We start from the raw sequence: 19022 nt of genomic DNA, 5'->3' as shown, positions 1-19022 counted from the left end.
GCAGGCACCCCCGGAGCGCCCGGTCCCCGTCGCGGGGCCGGGCGCTCCGGCATCATGGGCGGGAGGCTGTCCTGACCGCAGGGCGGGTACGAGGAGAGCGGACGACACCGTGGGCAAGCGCAGGCAGCAGGAGCAGACCGGTGCGGACGGCGGCGCCGGACCGCTGCTGGCGCAGGCGGTGGGAGCGGTGCTGACGGCGCCGGACGAGCGGCTGGACCTCGCACTGGACACCGGGGCCTCGCTGCTGGCGGCGGCGCCCGCCCAGTGGCCGGCGGTGAGCCGGGCGCTGCTGGCGCACGCGGACACCGCGGTCGGGCGGTGCTGGTCGGCGGGGTGGCGGCCGGCCGACCTGGTCCGGGTGGTGCGGCGGGAGCTGAAGCCGGTCCACCTGGCGCTCGCGGTGGACCTGATCGCCGCCGAGGGGCGGCGCCACCCGGCGGCGGCCCTGGACCGGCGCTGGCAGGAGCAGCTGCGCGAGCTGGAGGCCGAGGTCTGGTGGCAGGGCGACGAGGCGTACCTGGCCGCCTTCGCGCACCGGCACCGGCTGGACCGCTTCGCGCTGGCCACCGCGGTGCTGGAGCTGCTGCGGTCCTGGGGACGGCTGCCCCCGATCGCCCCGGTCGGCCCGGCGCCCGGGGCGGGGGCAGCTCCCGGCCGCCAGGCCGGGGGCGCGCCCCGCGACGGCCAGGCGTCGTCCGGGCCGGTGTCCGGCGAGCCCCGGATGCTCTCCCGGATCCGGGCGCTGCTGGCGAAGGCGGAGTCCACCGAGTACCCGGAGGAGGCCGAGGCGCTGACCGCCAAGGCCCAGCAGCTGATGGCCCAACACAGCATCGACGAGGCGCTGCTGGCCGTCTCCGGCGCGGACCGCAACGCCCCGGCGTCGCTGCGGATCGGCGTGGACAACCCGTACGAGGGCCCGAAGACGATGCTGCTGGACGCGGTGGCGGCGGCCAACCGGTGCCGGGTGGTCTGGGCCAAGGAGTTCGGCTTCTGCACCATCATCGGCTTCGACGCGGACCTGGACGGCGTCGAGCTGCTCTACACCTCGCTGCTGGTGCAGGCCACGCACGCGATGAACAAGGCCGGCTCGCGCCAGCACCTGGACGGCGCCTCGCGCACCAAGGCGTTCCGGCACTCCTTCCTGGTGGCGTACGCGGCCCGGATCCGCGAGCGGCTGGTCGCCGCCACCGAGCGGGCGACCAGCGACGCGGCGGCCGGCCGGCACCTGCGCGAGGACGGCACCGCGGAGCAGCTGGTGCCGGACGAGCGGCTGCTGCCCGCGCTGGCGGCCCGGACCGAGGCGGTGGACCACGAGGTGGGGCGGATGTTCCCGAAGCTGGTCTCGCAGCGGGTCCGGGTGAGCGACGGCGAGGGCTGGGCGGCCGGCCGCGCCGCCGCCGACCGGGCCGCGCTGCACGGCCGGGCCGGTCAGATCCGGCCCTGAGCGGCGCGGGTCCGGGCCGGGAGGGCGCCCGGCCCGGACCGGCGAGCGGCGGCGCGGCGGCCCCGGCCTGATAGAACGGACTCCGGCACGAGCTGAGGGGGAACGGTGGCGGTGACGGAGTCGGGGTACCAGGACCGGGTGCGCGGGGCGCTGCTCGGCGGGGCCGTCGGGGACGCCCTGGGCTGGCCCGTGGAGTTCCAGCAGCTGCACCAGATCCGTGACCAGCGCGGCCCGGCCGGCGTGACCGGGCTGCCGTCCGGCGGCCGGATCGCCGAGGTCACGGACGACACCCAGATGACGCTGTTCACCGCCGAGGGGCTGATCCGCGGTTTCGTCCGGGGCTGGTCCGGCGGCGGCGGCTCGGTGCCGGAGGCCGTCCACGGCGCCTACCGGCGCTGGCTGCTGACCCAGAGCCAGGGCGCGCCGGACCAGCAGCCGCTCCCCCGCCCGTACGACGGCTGGCTGCTGCGGCAGCCGTTCCTGTACGCGCGGCGGGCGCCGGGCAACGCCTGCCTGAGCGGGGTGTCGTACCACCCGGAGTTCGAGGCGCCGGCGCCGTTCGGGCAGCCGGGGCCGATCAACGCGCACTCCAAGGGGTGCGGCACGGTGATGCGCTCGGCGCCGTTCGGGCTGGCCCGGCTGGGCGCCGAGCAGTCCTTCGGGCTGGCCGCGCAGTGCGCGCAGCTCACCCACGGGCACCCGACCGGCTACCTGGCGGCGGGCGCCTTCGCGGCGCTGGTGGAGCGGCTGGCGGACGGCGTGGAGCCGTGGGCGGCGGTCGGGCAGACCGTCGACCAGACCCGGGAGTGGCCGGCGTCCCAGGAGACCGTCCAGGCGCTGGCCCGGGCCGTGCGGGTGGCCGAGGAGTCCGAGCCGTCGGCGGAGGCGGTGGAGCGGGTCGGGCTCGGCTGGATCGCCGAGGAGTGCCTGGCCATCGCGGTGTACTGCCTGCTGGCCGCCGCCTCCGGGCCGGACCCGGCCCGGACGGCGCTGCTGCTCTCGGTGAACCACTCCGGGGACAGCGACTCCACCGGCGCGGTCTGCGGCAACCTGGTCGGCGCGGCCTACGGCGCGGCCGCCCTCCCGGCCGCCTGGACCGAGGCGGTGGAGGGCAACGAGACGCTGCTGCGGGTGGCGGACGACCTGCTGGTGCTGTTCGGCAGCCGGGAGCCGGCCCACCCGGCGCTCGGCGGCCGCTACCCGGCCTGGTAGGCCGGGTCCGGCCGGCGGCCCGTCCCCGGTGACGGGCCGCCGCCCCGCCCGGTGACCCCGCGGCCCTGCGTCCGGCCGCTGCTCAGCGCGCCTGCGGGTCGGTGACCTGGCCGAGGAAGAGCGGCCGGCCGGTGGCGGTGTCCCGGATCAGGAACAGGAACGGCCGGTCGATGTGCAACTCGGCGGGCTGCTTCGGGGCCGCCGCACCCGCCGCCTCCAGGCCGACGCCGCTGCCGGCGGCGGCCACCGTGCCCTCCTCGTCCACCTCGATGGTGGCCTTCTGGACGACGGTGCCGATCTTCAACCGCTCGTTCGTACCGGGCCCGGGGATGCCCCCGAGGTCGGCGGCGTCGAACGCGGCGTTCACGCCGAGCGCGCGCAGCGTCGGGGTCAGCTCGTTGGCCGTGTCGAAGTGGAACCGCGGCAGTGTCAGGTCGACCGACCGCTCGGTGAGTTCGCCCAGGATGCGGGCCAGCTCGGCCTGGTCCAGGCCCTTGACGAAGCCCGCGAAGCCGCCCTGGGCGGGCACCAGCAGGTCCATCGCCAGCGTGCCGTCCGCGTACGGGAGCTCGACGGCCTGCCAGGGCTCGCCGAGGATCCCGCCGGAGCCCTCGGCGTAGCGGAAGGTACCGCTCTGGCGCATCGTGCTGACCGCGGGGGCCGAGCCGTCCAGGCGGTGGAACGGCTTGTCGGCGGTGTACCCGGCCTTGAACGGGGAGGCCCACTTCGCCTTGAGGTAGAGCGCGTCGGTGAGCGCCAGCCGGGTGTCCGGGTTGACGGCCCGCTCGCCGAAGAGGTTCTTGATCCGGCCTTCGGTGGCCTTCTCCACGGCCGCGTTGACGGCCTTGCGGGCGCCCTCCGGGTCCTTCCTGAAATCGGCGGTGTGCACGCCGGTGTCGAAGGCGGTGGCGAGGGTGGCCAGGTAGTCCTGGTTCAGCGGGAAGCCCTGCTGGGCCCAGAGGTCGTCGGACTGCCGCAGGGTCAGCCCGTCGGTGGGCGGGAGCGGGCGGCCGAGGGCGCCGGTGGCGAGGGCGTACTGCTGCGGGGTGAGCTCGGTGTGCAGGGCCTTGGCGAGCTCGTCGGCGGTGGTGCCGCGGGCTCCGGGCAGCACCATGGCGAGCACGGTGGCCAGGCCGGAGGGCGAGAGCACCATGTTGCGGCCGGCCTGGCCGGGGTCGGCGGTGAGGGTGTGCAGGAGGTCCAGGCCGAAGGCGTTGGTGGCGGCCGCGGTCGCGGCGACCTGGGCCGGGTCGGCCGGCGGCGGCGAGGCGGGCGCGGAGGCGCGGACGACGGGCGGTGCGGCGGCGCCGGTGGAGCCGCAGCCGGTGAGCAGCGGCGCGGCGAGCACGGCGGTGAGGGTCGCGGTGAGGAGCAGGACCGCCGGGCGGGGGCCGGTCCGGCCGGTTCGACTGTTCATGGCGGTTCGACGTGCCCCGTGCCCGAACGGTTCCGTCCGGGCACGGGGCGTCGGCAGGGCCGCGGTGCCGTGATCGTCTGCCGCAGGGGTCTCCGGCGGGAGTCACTGCTGCGCGGTGGGATGCGGCGCGCTCAGTCCCAGAGCGCGCCGAGCGCCAGCAGCTCGTCCCGGTACTCGATCCGCTCCACCCAGTCCGCCGGCCAGGCCGCCTCCCCGTGGTGGGCACCGGCGAAGGCACCGGTCAGGCAGGCGATCGAATCGGAGTCGCCGGAGGAGTACGCGGCCCGGCGGACGGCGGCCACCGGGTCGTCCGGGAGCAGGAGGAAGCAGAGCAGGCCGGTGGCGAGCGCCTCCTCGGCGATCCAGCCCTCGCCGGTGGCCAGGCACGGGTCCGCCTCGACGTCGGGCGCGGCGAGCGCCGCGTTCAGCCGGTCGAGGATGCCGAGGCACTCGTCCCAGCCCCGTGCGATGAACTGCTCCGCCGAGCGGTCCTGGGCGTGCGCCGCGAGGTCGCCGAGCCAGGACTCGTCGTACCGGGTGCGGTTGGCCAGTGCGTAGGCCCGCAGGACGGGCACCAGCCCGGCGGGCGGCAGGCCCTCGGCGAGCTTGCGGACGGCGTACGCGGTGAGGTCGCTGGCCGCGAGCGCGGTGGGGTGGCCGTGGGTGAGTGCGGACTGCAGCTGGGCGGCGCCCGCCAGCTGCCGGGTGTCGAGCTCGCGGACCAGGCCGATCGGGGCGACCCTCATGTTGGCGCCGCAGCCCTTGGAGCCGGTGTCGCTGGCCTCCTGCCAGCGGCGGCCGTCGGAGAGCCGCTGGCAGGAGCGCAGGCAGGTGCCGCCGGGGGCACGGTTGTTCTCGGGCGAGCGCCACCAGTCGACGAACTCCTCGCGCAGTGGCCGCTCCAGGCGCAGCGGGCCGAGCGGCCCGCGCTCCAGGGCGGTGCGCAGGCCGCGGCCGAGGGCGAGCGTCATCTGGGTGTCGTCGGTGACCAGCGCCTTCTCGGGGAGCGGGAGTTCACGCCAGTGCTCGCAGTACTGGGCGATGTGCTCGATCTCGTCGAACTCGGTGCGGTGCCCCAGCGCGTCCCCGATCGCCAGCCCCAGCAGTGCACCCGTCGCCTTGCCCATTGTTCGGCTCCCCCCGGCCCTCTCAGGCCTCGACCAGCAGTTCCTCCAGCCCCCGGATCACGTAGCCCGGGCGCCACTCGGGCTCGCGGACCAGCCGCAGGCCCGGCGCCCGGCGCAGCAGTGCGCCGTACGACTCGGTGAGCTCCAGTCTGGCAAGCGGGGCGCCGAGACAGAAGTGGATTCCGGCGCCGAAGGTGATGTGCGGGTTGTCGGTGCGGCCGAGGTCGAGCCGGTCCGGGTCGGCGAAGCGGACCGGGTCGCGGTTGGCGGAGCCGAAGAGCAGCGCGATCTCGGAGCCGCGCGGGACGGTGACGCCGCGTACCTCGACGTCCTCCAGCACCCAGCGCTCGAACATCTGCAGCGGGGTGTCCCAGCGCATCAGTTCCTCGACGGCGGTGGGCAGCAGCTCGTCCACCGAGCCGCGCAGCCGGGCCAGTTCGTCCGGGTTGCGGAAGAGGGCCCACCAGCCGTTGCCGGTGGTGTTGACGGTGGCCTCGTGGCCGGCGTTGAGCAGCAGGACGCAGGTGGAGACCATCTCCTGTTCGCTCAGCGCGTCCGAGCCCTCCTGAGCCTGGATCAGGGCGCTGATCAGGTCGGTGCCCGGCGCGGCCCGGCGCTCGCGGATCAGGGCCCGCAGGTAGTCGGAGAACTCGACGCTCGCGGTGACGGCCCGGCGGGCGGTCTCCTCGGTCGGGTTGAGCTCGAACATGCCGGTGATGTCGGCGGACCACGGCCGCAGCAGGTGGCGGTCGGACTCCGGGACGCCGAGCATCTCGGCGATGACCGCGACCGGCAGCGGCTCGGCGACGGCGGAGACCAGGTCGCCGCCGCCGGCCGCGAGCAGCCCGTCGACCAGCTCGCCGGCGAGGCGCTGCACGGTCGGACGCAGCCCCTCGACCATGCGCGGGGTGAACGCCTTGGAGACCAGCCGCCGGATCCGGGTGTGGTCGGGCGCCTCCAGGTCGAGCAGCCCGTTGTCGTTGAGCGTGTGGAACGGCTCGTGCGCCGGGTCGGGCGCGGGCCGCCCGAACTCCTCGTGCGTGAACCGGTGGGTGTACGTGCGCCCGAGCCGCCGGTCCCGCAGCAGCGCGCTGACGTCCTCGTACCGCGAGACCAGCCACTGGCCGGTCGGCTCGTAGTACGTCACCGGGGCGTGCTCGCGCAGTTCGGCGTACGCGTCGTACGGGTGGGCCACGAACTCCGCCGACCAGGGGTCGAACTTCGCCGTCGTCGTCATCGGTCGATCACTCCAGGCCGTGAGGGGGTAGCCGGAGTGATCATCGTACGCACGCGGCCTGTCCGGTTTAAGCCCCTTCGAGCTGCGGCTCCGGCAGGGCCCGGACCGGACGGGCCGCCCGCGTCCGCTACACGTGACGGGCCACCAGCCGGCGGACCAGCGCCGGGAGCGCGGTGGAGATCGGCTCGCGGATCACCTCGGACGCCGCCTCGTCGAACGGCGTGGGCTCGCCGTTCACGATGATCAGGCGGGCCCCGGTCTTCACCGCGTTGAACGGCAGCGCGGCCGCCGGGAAGACCTTGAGGCTGGTCCCGACGGCGATGAAGACGTGGCAGGCCTTGGAGATCGCGTCGGCCTGCTCCAGCACCACCGGGTCGAGGTCCTCGCCGAACATCACCGTGCGGGGCCTGAGAACGCCCCCGCACCCCCGGCAGGGCGGGTCCGGCTCGCCGGCCGCCACCCGCTCCAGCGCCTCCTCCATCGGGCCGACCGCCCGGCAGTCCACGCACTTCACCTCCCGCGCGGTGCCGTGCAGTTCGAGCACCTTGCGGGCGGTCTGCCCGGCCCGCTGGTGCAGGCCGTCGACGTTCTGGGTGAGGACCCGCACCGGCAGCCCGCTGCGCTCCAGCCCGACCAGGGCCCGGTGCCCGGCGTTGGGCTCGGCGGCCAGCGCGCCCGCGTCCCGGCGCATCAGCCAGGCCCGCCGGCGGACGTCCGGGTCGGCCAGGTACGGGCCGATGGTGACCAGCTCCTGGGCCTTCGGGTCGCGCTGCCAGAGGCCGTTCGGGCCGCGGTAGTCGGGGATTCCGGAGTCGGTGGAGATCCCGGCGCCGGTGAGGACGGCGATCAGCGGGCGCTTCTCGTTCATGCCCCGGACGGTACGGGCCCGTCGTCCCGGGCCGCCACCGAAAATCCCGTGCCCGGCGTGGACCTGCTGGAGCGGGCCGAGGACTTCCCGCCCGGCGGGCCCGTCCCGGTCATCACCGACGGCGAGTGCGACGTGCTGCGCGTGCGGCGCGAGCACGCCCACCTCGGCCCGCAGGGCGCCGTCCTGCCGTTCACCCCGCGCGGGCCGGTCTTCCGGATGCGCTGACGCAGGACGGGCCGCCCCGCCACCCGCGGGGGCGCGGCGGCCCGTCCTGCCGCGGTGTTCAGGCGACCGCCGGGCGCCGGGCCCCGCCGAAGCCGGCCAGCGGTGCCAGCGCCACCAGGAACAGCACCGCGGCCGGCGGGATCAGCGCCAGGTCGGCCGCCGTCATCGCGACGCCGCACAGCACCAGCACCGGGCTCCACCAGCGCAGCGTGCGCGCCGGACCCACCGAGGCGGCGACCAGCAGCGCCAGCAGTCCGACGTAGAACAGCAGCGGTCCCACCGAGTAGAAGGCCGGCAGCACCCCCGGCCGGCTCTGGATGCTGTCGAACAGCCGGTGCTGGTCCGCCTTGTCGACGGCCACCGCCCCGACGTACAGGTCGATGCCGATCTGCACCACCGAGGCCGCCAGGCCCGCGAAGGCCACCCCGGCGAGCGTGCCGGCGCCGATCCGGCCCGCCGTGCCGCGCGGCGAGAGCCGCCCGTGCAGGGCCGCGAGCACCGGGCCGAACAGCAGCAGCCCGGCCAGCATCAGGCTGTGTCCGACCAGCCAGCCGGGGCCCGGGTCGCGGGAGCCGTCCAGCAGCCGGATGCCGCCGTACAGCGCCATCAGGGCGGGGCCGCCGGCGACGGCGTACGGGGTGAGGCGGTCGCGCTTCGTGCTGTCCACGGGTGTTCTCCGGTCTGCGGGTTCCGATTCCGACACCCCAGATGCTGTCGGCCGGCCCCCTCGTCGCGGATCGCCCGCACCGGCGAACCCGCCGCCTCCCCCGTGCGGGGGAGACACCGGCGAGCCCGGCCTCAGCCCTCCCCCGCGACGACCGCCCCCGCCTCGTACGCGAACACCACCGCGTGCACCCGGTCCCGCAGCCCCAGCTTGCTCAGCACATTGCTGACGTGCGTCTTCACCGTGTGCTCGCTCACCACCAGCTCGGCCGCGATCTCCGCGTTGGAGAGCCCGCGCGCCAGCAGCCGCAGCGTCTCCTGCTCGCGCGCCGTCAGCTGCTCCAGCAGCCGGGACGGCGCCCGCACGCCCTGCGCCGGCTGCGCCGCCCCGCCCGGCCGTCGCGCGGCGAACTCCCCGATCAGCCGCCTCGTCACCGACGGCGCCAGCAGCGCCTCCCCGGAGGCCACCATCCGCACGCCGTGCGCCAGGTCGTCCCGCCGGACGTCCTTGAGCAGGAACCCGCTGGCCCCCGCGTACAGCGCGTCGAAGACGTAGTCGTCGATGTCGAAGGTGGTCAGCATGATCACCTTGGTGGCCGGGTACTCCGCGCAGACCCGGCGGGCCGCCTCCAGGCCGTCCATCACCGGCATCCGGACGTCCAGCAGCAGCACGTCCGGGCCGTGCTCGCGCACCGCCTCGATCGCCTCGACGCCGTCGCAGGCCTCCGCGACCACCTCGATGTCCGGCTGCGCGTCCAGGATCATCCCGAACCCGGCCCGCACCAGCTCCTGGTCGTCCGCGACGACCACCCGTATCGGCGTCATCCGCCCACCCTCTCCGCCAGGCCCGCTGCACCCACCGGCAGCCGGGCACTCACCAGGAAACCCCTGCCCTCCGGACCGGGACCGGCCTCGGCCCGCCCGCCGCAGGCCGCCGCCCGCTCCCGGATGCCGACCAGCCCGCGCCCGCCGGACCAGTCGCTGACCGCCCGGTCCGCGCTCGGCCGTACGCCGTGCCCGTCGTCGCAGACCACGACCTCCAGTTCCTCCCCCGCCCGGACCACCCGTACCGAGACCCCGGACGCGCCCGAGTGCTTCACCGTGTTGGTCAGCGCCTCCTGGACGATCCGGTACGCCGCCGCCTCCACGTCGGCCGGCAACGGCCCGTCGAAGGTCCCCAGGTCCAGCTCCACCCGCAGGCCGGCCCCGCGCACCCGCTCGGCGAGCGCCGCCAGCTCGGCCAGCCGCGGCTGCGGCGCCAGCTCCGGCGCCGCGCCCTCCTCCTTCAGCACGCCGAGCACCCGCCGCAGCTGCACCATCGCGTCACGGCCCGAGTCGGCGATGGTGTCGAACGCCTTGACCGCCCGCTCCGGACTGCTGTGCACCACCAGCGGCCCCGCCTCCGCCGTGATCACCATCAGCGAGACGGCGTGCGCCAGGATGTCGTGCATCTCCCGGGCGATCCGGGCCCGTTCCTCCGCCACCGCCCGCGCCGCGTCGCTGGCCGCCCGCCGGCCCGCCTCCCGCGCCCGCTCCGACTCCACCAGCGCGAGCCGGCGCAGCTCGCGCACCAGCGAGCCGAACACGAAGGTGCCGACGGTCAGCAGCAGGCTGAAGAACGCCCCGTTCACCGAGTGGGTGCCCAGGATGTTGGAGACGACCAGGACGACCAGCAGCAGCCCGCGCTGCCAGTCCCGCGCCCGGTCCGCGACCGTGTAGATGGTGAGCACCGCGTACACCGGGATCTGCGGCATCACCGAGTGGGCGACCACCGACACCGGGATGGACGCCAGACCGCTGAGCGCGGCCACCGTCAGCGGCGCCCGGCGGCGCCACGGCAGCGGCAGGGCCGTGCAGAGCGCCATCGCATATACCCACCAGGGCCACGCCCTGTCGTCGTTGAGGACCGCCCAGACCGAGACCCCGGCCGAGAACAGTGCCAACGGCACGTCCAGCACGTACGGGTTCACCCCGGCCATCCGGCTCCGCCAGCGCGCCACCAGCCCCATCACCGCTCCTCCCCCGGGCGCGGGGAGGGCGTCCCCGCGGAGAAGATCATGCCCCACCGGGACGAACCCCGGTACGCGGCGCTCAGCCATGGGCGACCGTCACGCCCCCGGCGTCCGTCCGCGCCAGGATGGCGTGCTGTGCCCCCGGCTGGCGCGGCACCGACACGTCGACCCCGCCCGCGCCCGCGCTCGCGTCCACCGCGTAGGCCTCCCCGGCCGGCACCGTCACCCGCACCCCGCCGGTCCCCGCCCGCGCCTCCACCCTGGCCGGCGCCCCGGCGAAGGACGCCTCGATGCCGCCCGTCCCGGTCCGCAGCAGCGCCGTCGGCGAGGTCAGCCCGCTCGCCTCCACCCCGCCGGTCTCGACCGTGGCCTCCACCTCGCCGGCCAGCCCGGCCAGCGTCACCCCGCCGGTCTCGGCCTTCACCCGCACCTTCGTCCCGGCGGGCACGTCCACCTCGTACCCGATCCCGCAGTCCTCGCAGTCGTACGTCAGCGTCAGCGTGCCGTCCTTCAGCTCGTGGCTGCTCCTCGGCGCCTCGGCGTGGTAGCTCTGGTGCTCGGCCACCTTCACCGCGCTCCCGCCGCCACGCACGGTGACCCCGCCCGTGTGCGCCACGACCACCAGCTCCCGCACCGGCCCGCTCACGTCGTACGCGACGTCCCGCCGCTGCTCGTCGCCCCCGGCGAAGCACCCCGACATCCCTGCCAGCACCGCCCCGGTGATCGCCACCGCTCCCAGCATCCGCTTCATGACCGGCTCCCCTCCACGTCCGTTTACCCGACGCCGAAGAGCCTCCCCCGCCGCACCCGGCGGCCGCCTCGCCCGCCCGGGCGGTTTCCCCGCCTCCCCCGCACGGGGGAGCCGGCCCGGCCGCGGCGTGCCGGGCCCCGGGAACGACGAAGGGCCCGGAGGCTTGATGCCTCCGGGCCCTTCGTTGCTACTGAGTAGCGGGGACAGGATTTGAACCTGCGACCTCTGGGTTATGAGCCCAGCGAGCTACCGAGCTGCTCCACCCCGCGTCGGTAGGTATGACCTTACGCGACTTCGGCCGGGATGCCTAATCGCTTTCCCCACGGCCTGGACCGGCGGCGCAACCGGCACCGGGAACGCCGCAGGGCGGCCACCCCGTGAGGGGTGACCGCCCTGCGATCAGTGACCTGGCCCCTCCTGCCCGACGACGGGCAGGAAGGGGGACTCAGCCGGTGTACGGGCCGTAGTCGTAGTCGTCCAGCGGGACCGCCTGGCCGGAGCCGGCGCCGAAGGGCGACAGGTCGTAGTCGTCGTAGCCGACGGCCGAGTACATGGCGGCCTTGGCCTCCTCGGTCGGCTCGACCCGGATGTTGCGGTAGCGGGGCAGACCCGTACCGGCCGGGATGAGCTTACCGAGGATGACGTTCTCCTTGAGGCCCAGCAGCGGGTCCGACTTGGCGTGGATCGCCGCGTCGGTGAGGACCCGGGTCGTCTCCTGGAAGGAGGCGGCCGACAGCCAGGACTCGGTGGCCAGCGAGGCCTTGGTGATACCCATCAGCTGCGGACGGCCGGAGGCGGGGTGACCGCCCTCGGAGACCACGCGACGGTTCTCGGTCTCGAAGCGGCCGCGCTCGACGAGCTCGCCCGGGAGCAGCTCGGCGTCGCCCGACTCGATGATCGTCACGCGGCGGAGCATCTGCCGGATGATGATCTCGATGTGCTTGTCGTGGATCGACACACCCTGCGAGTTGTAGACCTTCTGGACCTCGGCGACCAGGTGGACCTGGACGGCACGCTGGCCCATGATCCGCAGCACGTCGTGCGGGTTGGTGGCACCCATGGTCAGCTTCTGGCCGACCTCGACCGCCTCGCCCTCGCTGACGAGCAGCTTCACGCGCTTCGAGACCGGGTAGGCGATCTCGTCGCTGCCGTCGTCCGGCGTGATGACCAGCTTGCGGGTCTTCTCGGTGTCCTCGATGCGGACCCGGCCCTGCGCCTCCGAGATCGGGGCCACACCCTTGGGGGTACGGGCCTCGAAGAGCTCGACGACACGGGGCAGACCCTGCGTGATGTCGTCACCGGCCACACCACCGGTGTGGAAGGTACGCATGGTCAGCTGGGTACCGGGCTCACCGATGGACTGGGCGGCGATGATGCCGACCGCCTCACCGATGTCGACCAGCTTGCCGGTGGCCAGCGAGCGCCCGTAGCACATGGCGCAGGTGCCGACGGCCGACTCACAGGTCAGGATCGAGCGGGTCTTGACCTCGCTGATGCCGTGGCGGATCAGCTCGTCGATCAGCACGTCACCGAGGTCGGTGTTGGCGGTGGCAAGGAGCTTGCCGTCCACCGTGATGTCCTCGGCGAGCATGCGGGCGTAGACGCTGGTCTCGACGTCGTCCGTCTTGCGCAGGACGCCGTCCGCACCGACGGTGCCGATCGCCAGCTTCAGGCCGCGCTCGGTGCCGCAGTCCTCCTCGCGGATGATGACGTCCTGGGAGACGTCGACCAGACGACGGGTGAGGTAACCGGAGTCGGCGGTACGCAGAGCGGTGTCGGCCAGACCCTTACGGGCACCGTGGGTGGAGATGAAGTACTCCAGAACGGTGAGGCCCTCACGGAACGACGCCTTGATGGGTCGCGGGATGGTCTCGTTCTTGGCGTTCGACACCAGACCACGCATACCGGCGATCTGGCGCATCTGCATCATGTTTCCACGGGCACCCGAGTCGACCATCATGAAGATGGGGTTCGTCTTCGGGAAGTTCGCGGCCATGGCGTCCGCGACCTCGTTGGTCGCCTGGGTCCAGATGCCGACGAGCTCCTGCTTGCGCTCGTCGTTGGTGATCAGACCGCGCTCGTACTGCTTCTGGACCTTCTCCGCCTTCGCCTCGTAGCCCTCGAGGATCTGGGGCTTGCTCGGCGGGACGATGACGTCCGAGATGGAGACGGTGACACCCGAACGGGTCGACCAGTGGAAGCCGGCCGCCTTCAGGTTGTCCAGGGTCGCCGCGACGGTGACCTTGGGGTAGCGCTCCGCCAGGTCGTTGACGATCGCGGAGAGCTGCTTCTTGCCCACCTCGTAGTCGACGAACGGGTAGTCCTCGGGCAGCAGCTCGTTGAAGAGCGCGCGGCCCAGGGTGGTGTTCAGGCGGAAGGACTCGCCCTCGAACCAGCTCGACTGACCCTCCTCGTCCACCGGCGGGGTCCAGCCGCGGGGCGGGACGGTGCCGATCGGCAGACGCAGCTCGATCGGGGCCTGGACGTCCAGCTCGCGGGCGTCGAAGGCCATGATCGCCTCGGCGGTCGACGAGAAGGAGCGGCCGGCGCCCTTCACGTTGTCGCGGTCCGAGGTCAGGAAGAACAGACCGAGCACCATGTCCTGGGTCGGCATGGTGACGGGGCGACCGTCGGCCGGCTTCAGGATGTTGTTCGAGGACAGCATCAGGATGCGGGCCTCGGCCTGCGCCTCCGCGGAGAGCGGCAGGTGGACGGCCATCTGGTCACCGTCGAAGTCCGCGTTGAACGCGGTGCAGACGAGCGGGTGGATCTGGATGGCCTTGCCCTCGACCAGCTGCGGCTCGAAGGCCTGGATGCCGAGGCGGTGCAGGGTGGGTGCACGGTTCAGCAGCACCGGGTGCTCGGCGATGACCTCTTCGAGGACGTCCCACACGACCGGGCGGGCGCGCTCGACCATGCGCTTGGCCGACTTGATGTTCTGCGCGTGGTTCAGGTCGACCAGGCGCTTCATCACGAACGGCTTGAAGAGCTCCAGCGCCATGGCCTTGGGCAGACCGCACTGGTGCAGCTTGAGCTGCGGGCCGACGACGATGACCGAACGGGCCGAGTAGTCGACTCGCTTGCCGAGCAGGTTCTGGCGGAAACGACCCTGCTTGCCCTTCAGCATGTCGCTGAGGGACTTCAGCGGACGGTTGCCGGGGCCCGTGACCGGGCGACCACGACGGCCGTTGTCGAACAGGGCGTCGACGGCCTCCTGGAGCATGCGCTTCTCGTTGTTCACGATGATCTCGGGGGCACCGAGGTCGAGAAGCCGCTTCAGGCGGTTGTTGCGGTTGATGACGCGGCGGTACAGGTCGTTCAGGTCGGAGGTCGCGAAGCGGCCACCGTCCAGCTGCACCATCGGACGCAGGTCCGGCGGGATGACCGGGACGCAGTCCAGCACCATGCCGTTGGGCTTGTTGGTGGTCTGCAGGAACGCGGAGACGACCTTGAGGCGCTTGAGCGCACGGGTCTTCTTCTGGCCCTTGCCGGTGCGGATGATCTCGCGCAGGCGCTCGGACTCCTCCGCCAGGTCGAAGGTCTCGAGGCGGTCCTTGAGGGCCGCCGCGCCCATCGAGCCGGAGAAGTAGGTGCCGAAGCGGTCGCGCAGCTCGCGGTAGAGCAGCTCGTCGCCCTCGAGGTCCTGGACCTTGAGGTTCTTGAAGCGGGCCCACACCTCGTCGAGGCGGTCGAGCTCGCGCTGCGCACGGTCGCGCAGCTGCTTCATCTCGCGCTCGGCACCCTCGCGCACCTTGCGGCGCACGTCGGCCTTGGCGCCCTCGGCCTCCAGCTCGGCCAGGTCGGTCTCGGCCTTCTTGGCACGGGCCTCGAGGTCGGAGTCGCGGCGGTTCTCGATCTGCTGACGCTCGACCGAGACGTGCGCCTCCAGGGACGGGAGGTCGCGCTGGCGGCGCTCGTCGTCGACCCAGGTGATCATGTAGGCGGCGAAGTAGATGACCTTCTCGAGGTCCTTCGGCGCCAGGTCGAGCAGGTAGCCCAGACGGGACGGGACACCCTTGAAGTACCAGATGTGGGTGACCGGGGCGGCCAGCTCGATGTGGCCCATCCGCTCACGGCGCACCTTGGCGCGGGTCACCTCGACGCCGCAGCGCTCACAGATGATGCCCTTGAAGCGGACGCGCTTGTACTTGCCGCAGTAGCACTCCCAGTCCCGGGTCGGACCGAAGATCTTCTCGCAGAAGAGTCCGTCCTTTTCGGGCTTCAGGGTGCGGTAGTTGATGGTCTCCGGCTTCTTGACCTCGCCGTGCGACCACTGGCGGATGTCGTCGGCGGTGGCCAGGCCGATGCGGAGCTCGTCGAAGAAGTTGACGTCAAGCACTGGTCGTCAAGCCCTCTTTCGTAAGTCGAGAGTCGTTCGTGTGGTCTGAGGGGGGCCTGGGGGCGGGCCGGCTCTCAGTGGTTAAGAGCCGGCCCAACCTCCGTCAGACCTCTTCGACGCTGCTCGGCTCGCGCCGGGACAGGTCGATGCCGAGCTCCTCGGCGGCGCGGAACACGTCCTCGTCGGAGTCCCGCATCTCGATGGACTGGCCGTCCGAGGACAGCACCTCCACGTTGAGGCAGAGCGACTGCATTTCCTTGATGAGGACCTTGAAGGACTCGGGAATGCCGGGCTCGGGGATGTTCTCGCCCTTGACGATGGCCTCGTAGACCTTCACGCGGCCGAGAACGTCGTCGGACTTGATGGTGAGCAGCTCCTGCAGCGCGTAGGCCGCGCCGTACGCCTCAAGGGCCCACACCTCCATCTCACCGAAGCGCTGACCACCGAACTGCGCCTTACCACCGAGCGGCTGCTGGGTGATCATCGAGTACGGGCCGGTCGAACGGGCGTGCAGCTTGTCGTCGACCAGGTGGTGCAGCTTGAGGATGTACATGTAGCCGACCGAGACCGGCATCGGGAACGGCTCGCCGGAGCGGCCGTCGAACAGCCGGGCCTTGCCGGTGGAGTTCACCAGGCGCTCACCGTCACGGGTGAGGGTGGTGTTGTCCAGCAGGCCGGTGATCTCGTCCTCGCGGGCGCCGTCGAAGACCGGGGTGGCCAGGTTGGTGCCGCCCTGGACCGTGTCGGCGCCGATCGCCTGCAGGCGCTGGGCCCACTCGTCGGCGAGGCCGGAGACGTCCCAGCCCTGCTTGGCGAGCCACCCGAGGTGGATCTCCAGGACCTGTCCCGGGTTCATTCGGGACGGGACACCCAGCGGGTTCAGGATGATGTCGACCGGGGTGCCGTCCTCCAGGAACGGCATGTCCTCGACCGGCAGGATCTTGGAGATGACACCCTTGTTGCCGTGGCGGCCGGCGAGCTTGTCACCGTTGGTGATCTTGCGCTTCTGGGCCACGTAGACGCGGACCAGCTGGTTCACGCCCGGGGGCAGCTCGTCGCCCTCTTCGCGGTCGAAGACGCGGACGCCGATGACCTTGCCGGACTCACCGTGCGGCACCTTCAGCGAGGTGTCGCGGACCTCACGGGCCTTCTCACCGAAGATCGCGCGGAGCAGGCGCTCCTCCGGGGTCAGCTCGGTCTCACCCTTGGGCGTGACCTTGCCGACCAGGATGTCGCCGGTGACGACGTCGGCGCCGATGCGGATGATGCCGCGCTCGTCGAGGTCGGCGAGGACCTCCTCGGAGACGTTCGGGATGTCCCGGGTGATCTCCTCGGGGCCGAGCTTGGTGTCACGGGCGTCGACCTCGTGCTCCTCGATGTGGATCGAGGAGAGGACGTCGTCCTGGACGAGGCGCTGCGACAGGATGATCGCGTCCTCGTAGTTGTGACCCTCCCACGACATGAACGCCACGAGCAGGTTCTTGCCGAGGGCCATCTCGCCCTCGTCGGTGCACGGGCCGTCGGCCAGCACCTGGCCGGCCTCGACCCGGGCGCCCTCGTCCACGAGCACCTTCTGGTTGAAGGCGGTGCCCTGGTTCGAGCGGGTGAACTTGGCGGCGCGGTACGTGGTGTACGTGCCGTCGTCGTTGGCCACGGTGACGTAGTCGGCCGAGACCTCCTGGACGACACCGGCCTTCTCGGCGGTGATGACGTCCGCGGCGTCGACGGCGCAGCGGTACTCCATGCCGGTGCCGACCAGCGGAGCCTCGCTCTTCAGCAGCGGCACCGCCTGGCGCATCATGTTCGAGCCCATGAGCGCGCGGTTGGCGTCGTCGTGCTCGAGGAACGGGATCATGGCGGTCGCGACCGACACCATCTGGCGCGGCGAGACGTCCATGTAGTCGATCTCGGTGCCGGGGATGTAGTCGATCTCGCCACCACGGCGGCGGACCAGGACGCGCGGCTCGGCGAAGTGCAGGTCCGCGGTCAGCGGCGCGTTCGCCTGGGCGATGACGTAGCGGTCCTCCTCGTCGGCGGTCAGGTAGTCCACCTTCTCGGTGACCACACCGTCGACGACCTTGCGGTACGGGGTCTCGATGAAGCCGAAGGCGTTGACCCGGCCGTACGAGGCCAGCGACCCGATCAGACCGATGTTCGGGCCTTCGGGGGTCTCGATCGGACACATGCGGCCGTAGTGCGAGGGGTGCACGTCACGGACCTCGAAGCCGGCGCGCTCACGGGAGAGACCGCCGGGGCCGAGCGCGGACAGACGACGCTTGTGGGTCAGGCCCGACAGCGGGTTCGTCTGGTCCATGAACTGCGACAGCTGGCTGGTGCCGAAGAACTCCTTGATGGAGGCGACGACCGGCCGGATGTTGATCAGGGTCTGCGGCGTGATCGCCTCGACGTCCTGGGTGGTCATGCGCTCGCGCACGACCCGCTCCATACGGGCGAGACCCGTACGGACCTGGTTCTGGATGAGCTCGCCGACGTTGCGCAGGCGGCGGTTGCCGAAGTGGTCGATGTCGTCGACCTCGACCACGATGTCGCGGCCCTCGTCGTCACGCCACTCGGTCTCGCCCGCGTGCAGCTTCACCAGGTACTTGATTGCACCGATGATGTCGGGCTCGGTGAGCACGCCGGAGTCCAGCGACTCGGCGTTGCCCAGCTTGCGGTTGACCTTGTAACGGCCGACCTTCGCGAGGTCGTAGCGCTTCGGGTTGAAGTAGAGGTTCTCCAGAAGCGTCTGCGCGGCCTCGCGCGTGGGCGGCTCGCCCGGGCGCAGCTTGCGGTAGATGTCCAGCAGCGCGTCGTCCTGGCCCTGGGTGTGGTCCTTCTCCAGGGTGGCACGCATCGACTCGTACTCGCCGAACTCCTCGAGAATCATCTCGTTGGTCCAGCCGAGCGCCTTGAGCAGCACGGTGACGGACTGCTTGCGCTTGCGGTCGATGCGGACGCCGACCATGTCGCGCTTGTCGATCTCCATCTCCAGCCAGGCACCACGCGAGGGGATGACCTTGCAGGAGTAGATGTCCTTGTCGGACACCTTGTCCAGGGTGGAGTCGAAGTACACACCCGGGGAGCGGACCAGCTGCGAGACGACGACACGCTCGGTGCCGTTGATCACGAACGTGCCCTTGTGGGTCATGAGCGGGAAGTCGCCCATGAAGACCGTCTGAGACTTGATCTCACCGGTCTCGTTGTTGGTGAACTCGGCCGTGACGAAGAGCGGAGCCGCGAACGTGAAGTCGCGGTCCTTGCACTCGTCAATGGAGTTCTTCGGCGGCTCGAAACGGTGGTCGCGGAAGGTCAGCGACATCGACCCGCTGAAGTCCTCGATCGGGGAGATCTCTTCGAAGATCTCCTCCAGACCGGACTTCGTGGGGACGTCCTGACCACTCTCCAGGGCCGCCTCGACCCGGGACTTCCAGGCCGCGTTACCGAGCAGCCAGTCAAAGCTCTCGGTCTGCAGGGCCAGGAGGTTCGGGACCTCGAGGGGCTCCTTGATCTTCGCGAAGGAGACGCGGAGCGGGGCGGTGGATGCGGCGGAATTGTTCGAGGCGTTGCGCGGCGCGGCCAAGAGGGGGGTCCTTCCGAGGGCTCGGAGCTCACTACGCGCGTACCGGCCGGGCCTGGAAAGGCTTGGTCCCACCTCCCTCGCCACTGGCCTCTGCCGGGGGTGAAAACCCGAGGTCAGAGCCGTTTTGCGGAGGCGGTGCCAGACCCC

13 protein-coding genes and 1 tRNA gene are annotated in these 19022 nt (G+C 72.2%); 3 read left to right on the top strand and 11 right to left on the bottom strand.

The features are described from left to right. Positions 1–109: 109 nt before the first annotated feature. The gene (locus ACFC1F_RS05825; protein WP_376155966.1) at positions 110–1444 is read left to right on the top strand and encodes a DUF2786 domain-containing protein; all 1335 of its coding nucleotides are present in this window, start codon (positions 110–112) and stop codon (positions 1442–1444) included. Between the two features lie 111 nt (positions 1445–1555). Next, positions 1556–2656 carry an ADP-ribosylglycohydrolase family protein gene (locus ACFC1F_RS05820; RefSeq protein WP_209414037.1) on the top strand — a complete coding sequence of 367 codons (1101 nt, stop codon included), beginning with the start codon at positions 1556–1558 and terminating at the stop codon, positions 2654–2656. Between the two features lie 82 nt (positions 2657–2738). Here the strand turns inward: ACFC1F_RS05820 and ACFC1F_RS05815 are convergent, their stop codons facing one another. The 4 genes from ACFC1F_RS05815 to ACFC1F_RS05800 form a co-directional block, all read right to left on the bottom strand. After that, a complete protein-coding gene (locus ACFC1F_RS05815) occupies positions 2739–4073 on the bottom strand; it encodes a serpin family protein (protein WP_376155963.1) in 1335 nt (444 codons plus the stop codon). Positions 4074–4204: 131 nt separating this feature from the next. Continuing rightward, positions 4205–5200 (bottom strand): ADP-ribosylglycohydrolase family protein, encoded by a 996-nt coding sequence (locus ACFC1F_RS05810; protein WP_209414033.1) that lies wholly within the window; start codon positions 5198–5200, stop codon positions 4205–4207. Between the two features lie 22 nt (positions 5201–5222). Then, a complete protein-coding gene (locus ACFC1F_RS05805; protein WP_376155961.1) occupies positions 5223–6437 on the bottom strand; it encodes a cytochrome P450 in 1215 nt (404 codons plus the stop codon). Positions 6438–6564: 127 nt separating this feature from the next. After that, the gene (locus ACFC1F_RS05800) at positions 6565–7305 is read right to left on the bottom strand and encodes an NAD-dependent deacetylase (protein WP_376155959.1); all 741 of its coding nucleotides are present in this window, start codon (positions 7303–7305) and stop codon (positions 6565–6567) included. Between the two features lie 48 nt (positions 7306–7353). Here ACFC1F_RS05800 and ACFC1F_RS05795 point away from each other — a divergent pair, with 48 nt between their 5' ends. Continuing rightward, positions 7354–7530: a hypothetical protein gene (locus ACFC1F_RS05795; RefSeq protein ID WP_376156017.1), complete on the top strand. Its 177-nt coding sequence runs from the start codon at positions 7354–7356 to the stop codon at positions 7528–7530. A 58-nt stretch (positions 7531–7588) separates the two neighbouring features. Here the strand turns inward: ACFC1F_RS05795 and ACFC1F_RS05790 are convergent, their stop codons facing one another. From ACFC1F_RS05790 to rpoB, 7 genes are all read right to left on the bottom strand, one after another. Next, positions 7589–8197: a hypothetical protein gene (locus ACFC1F_RS05790; protein WP_209414028.1), complete on the bottom strand. Its 609-nt coding sequence runs from the start codon at positions 8195–8197 to the stop codon at positions 7589–7591. Between the two features lie 131 nt (positions 8198–8328). Further along, positions 8329–9018, bottom strand: coding sequence for a response regulator (locus ACFC1F_RS05785; protein WP_376155957.1), 690 nt, complete (start codon positions 9016–9018; stop codon positions 8329–8331). Continuing rightward, positions 9015–10202 carry a sensor histidine kinase gene (locus ACFC1F_RS05780; RefSeq protein WP_376155955.1) on the bottom strand — a complete coding sequence of 396 codons (1188 nt, stop codon included), beginning with the start codon at positions 10200–10202 and terminating at the stop codon, positions 9015–9017. Before ACFC1F_RS05780 ends, ACFC1F_RS05785 begins: the two co-directional genes overlap by 4 nt. 82 nt (positions 10203–10284) lie before the next feature. Then, positions 10285–10956, bottom strand: a complete 672-nt coding sequence (locus tag ACFC1F_RS05775; RefSeq protein ID WP_376155954.1) for a hypothetical protein — start codon at positions 10954–10956, stop codon at positions 10285–10287. Positions 10957–11151: 195 nt separating this feature from the next. Beyond that, positions 11152–11225, bottom strand: a tRNA-Met gene (locus tag ACFC1F_RS05770). Positions 11226–11401: 176 nt separating this feature from the next. Further along, the gene (locus tag ACFC1F_RS05765) at positions 11402–15295 is read right to left on the bottom strand and encodes a DNA-directed RNA polymerase subunit beta' (protein WP_376155952.1); all 3894 of its coding nucleotides are present in this window, start codon (positions 15293–15295) and stop codon (positions 11402–11404) included. 103 nt (positions 15296–15398) lie between these two features. Continuing rightward, on the bottom strand, positions 15399–18875 hold the full coding sequence (gene rpoB, locus ACFC1F_RS05760; RefSeq protein WP_209414023.1) for a DNA-directed RNA polymerase subunit beta: 3477 nt from the start codon (positions 18873–18875) through the stop codon (positions 15399–15401). Positions 18876–19022: the final 147 nt, after the last annotated feature.

The sequence above is a fragment of the Kitasatospora sp. NPDC056181 genome, assembly GCF_042266225.1.
GTDB lineage: Bacteria > Actinomycetota > Actinomycetes > Streptomycetales > Streptomycetaceae > Kitasatospora.
Note: the sequence above shows the minus strand (reverse complement) of the source record. Positions and strands in the feature narration are given on the sequence as shown.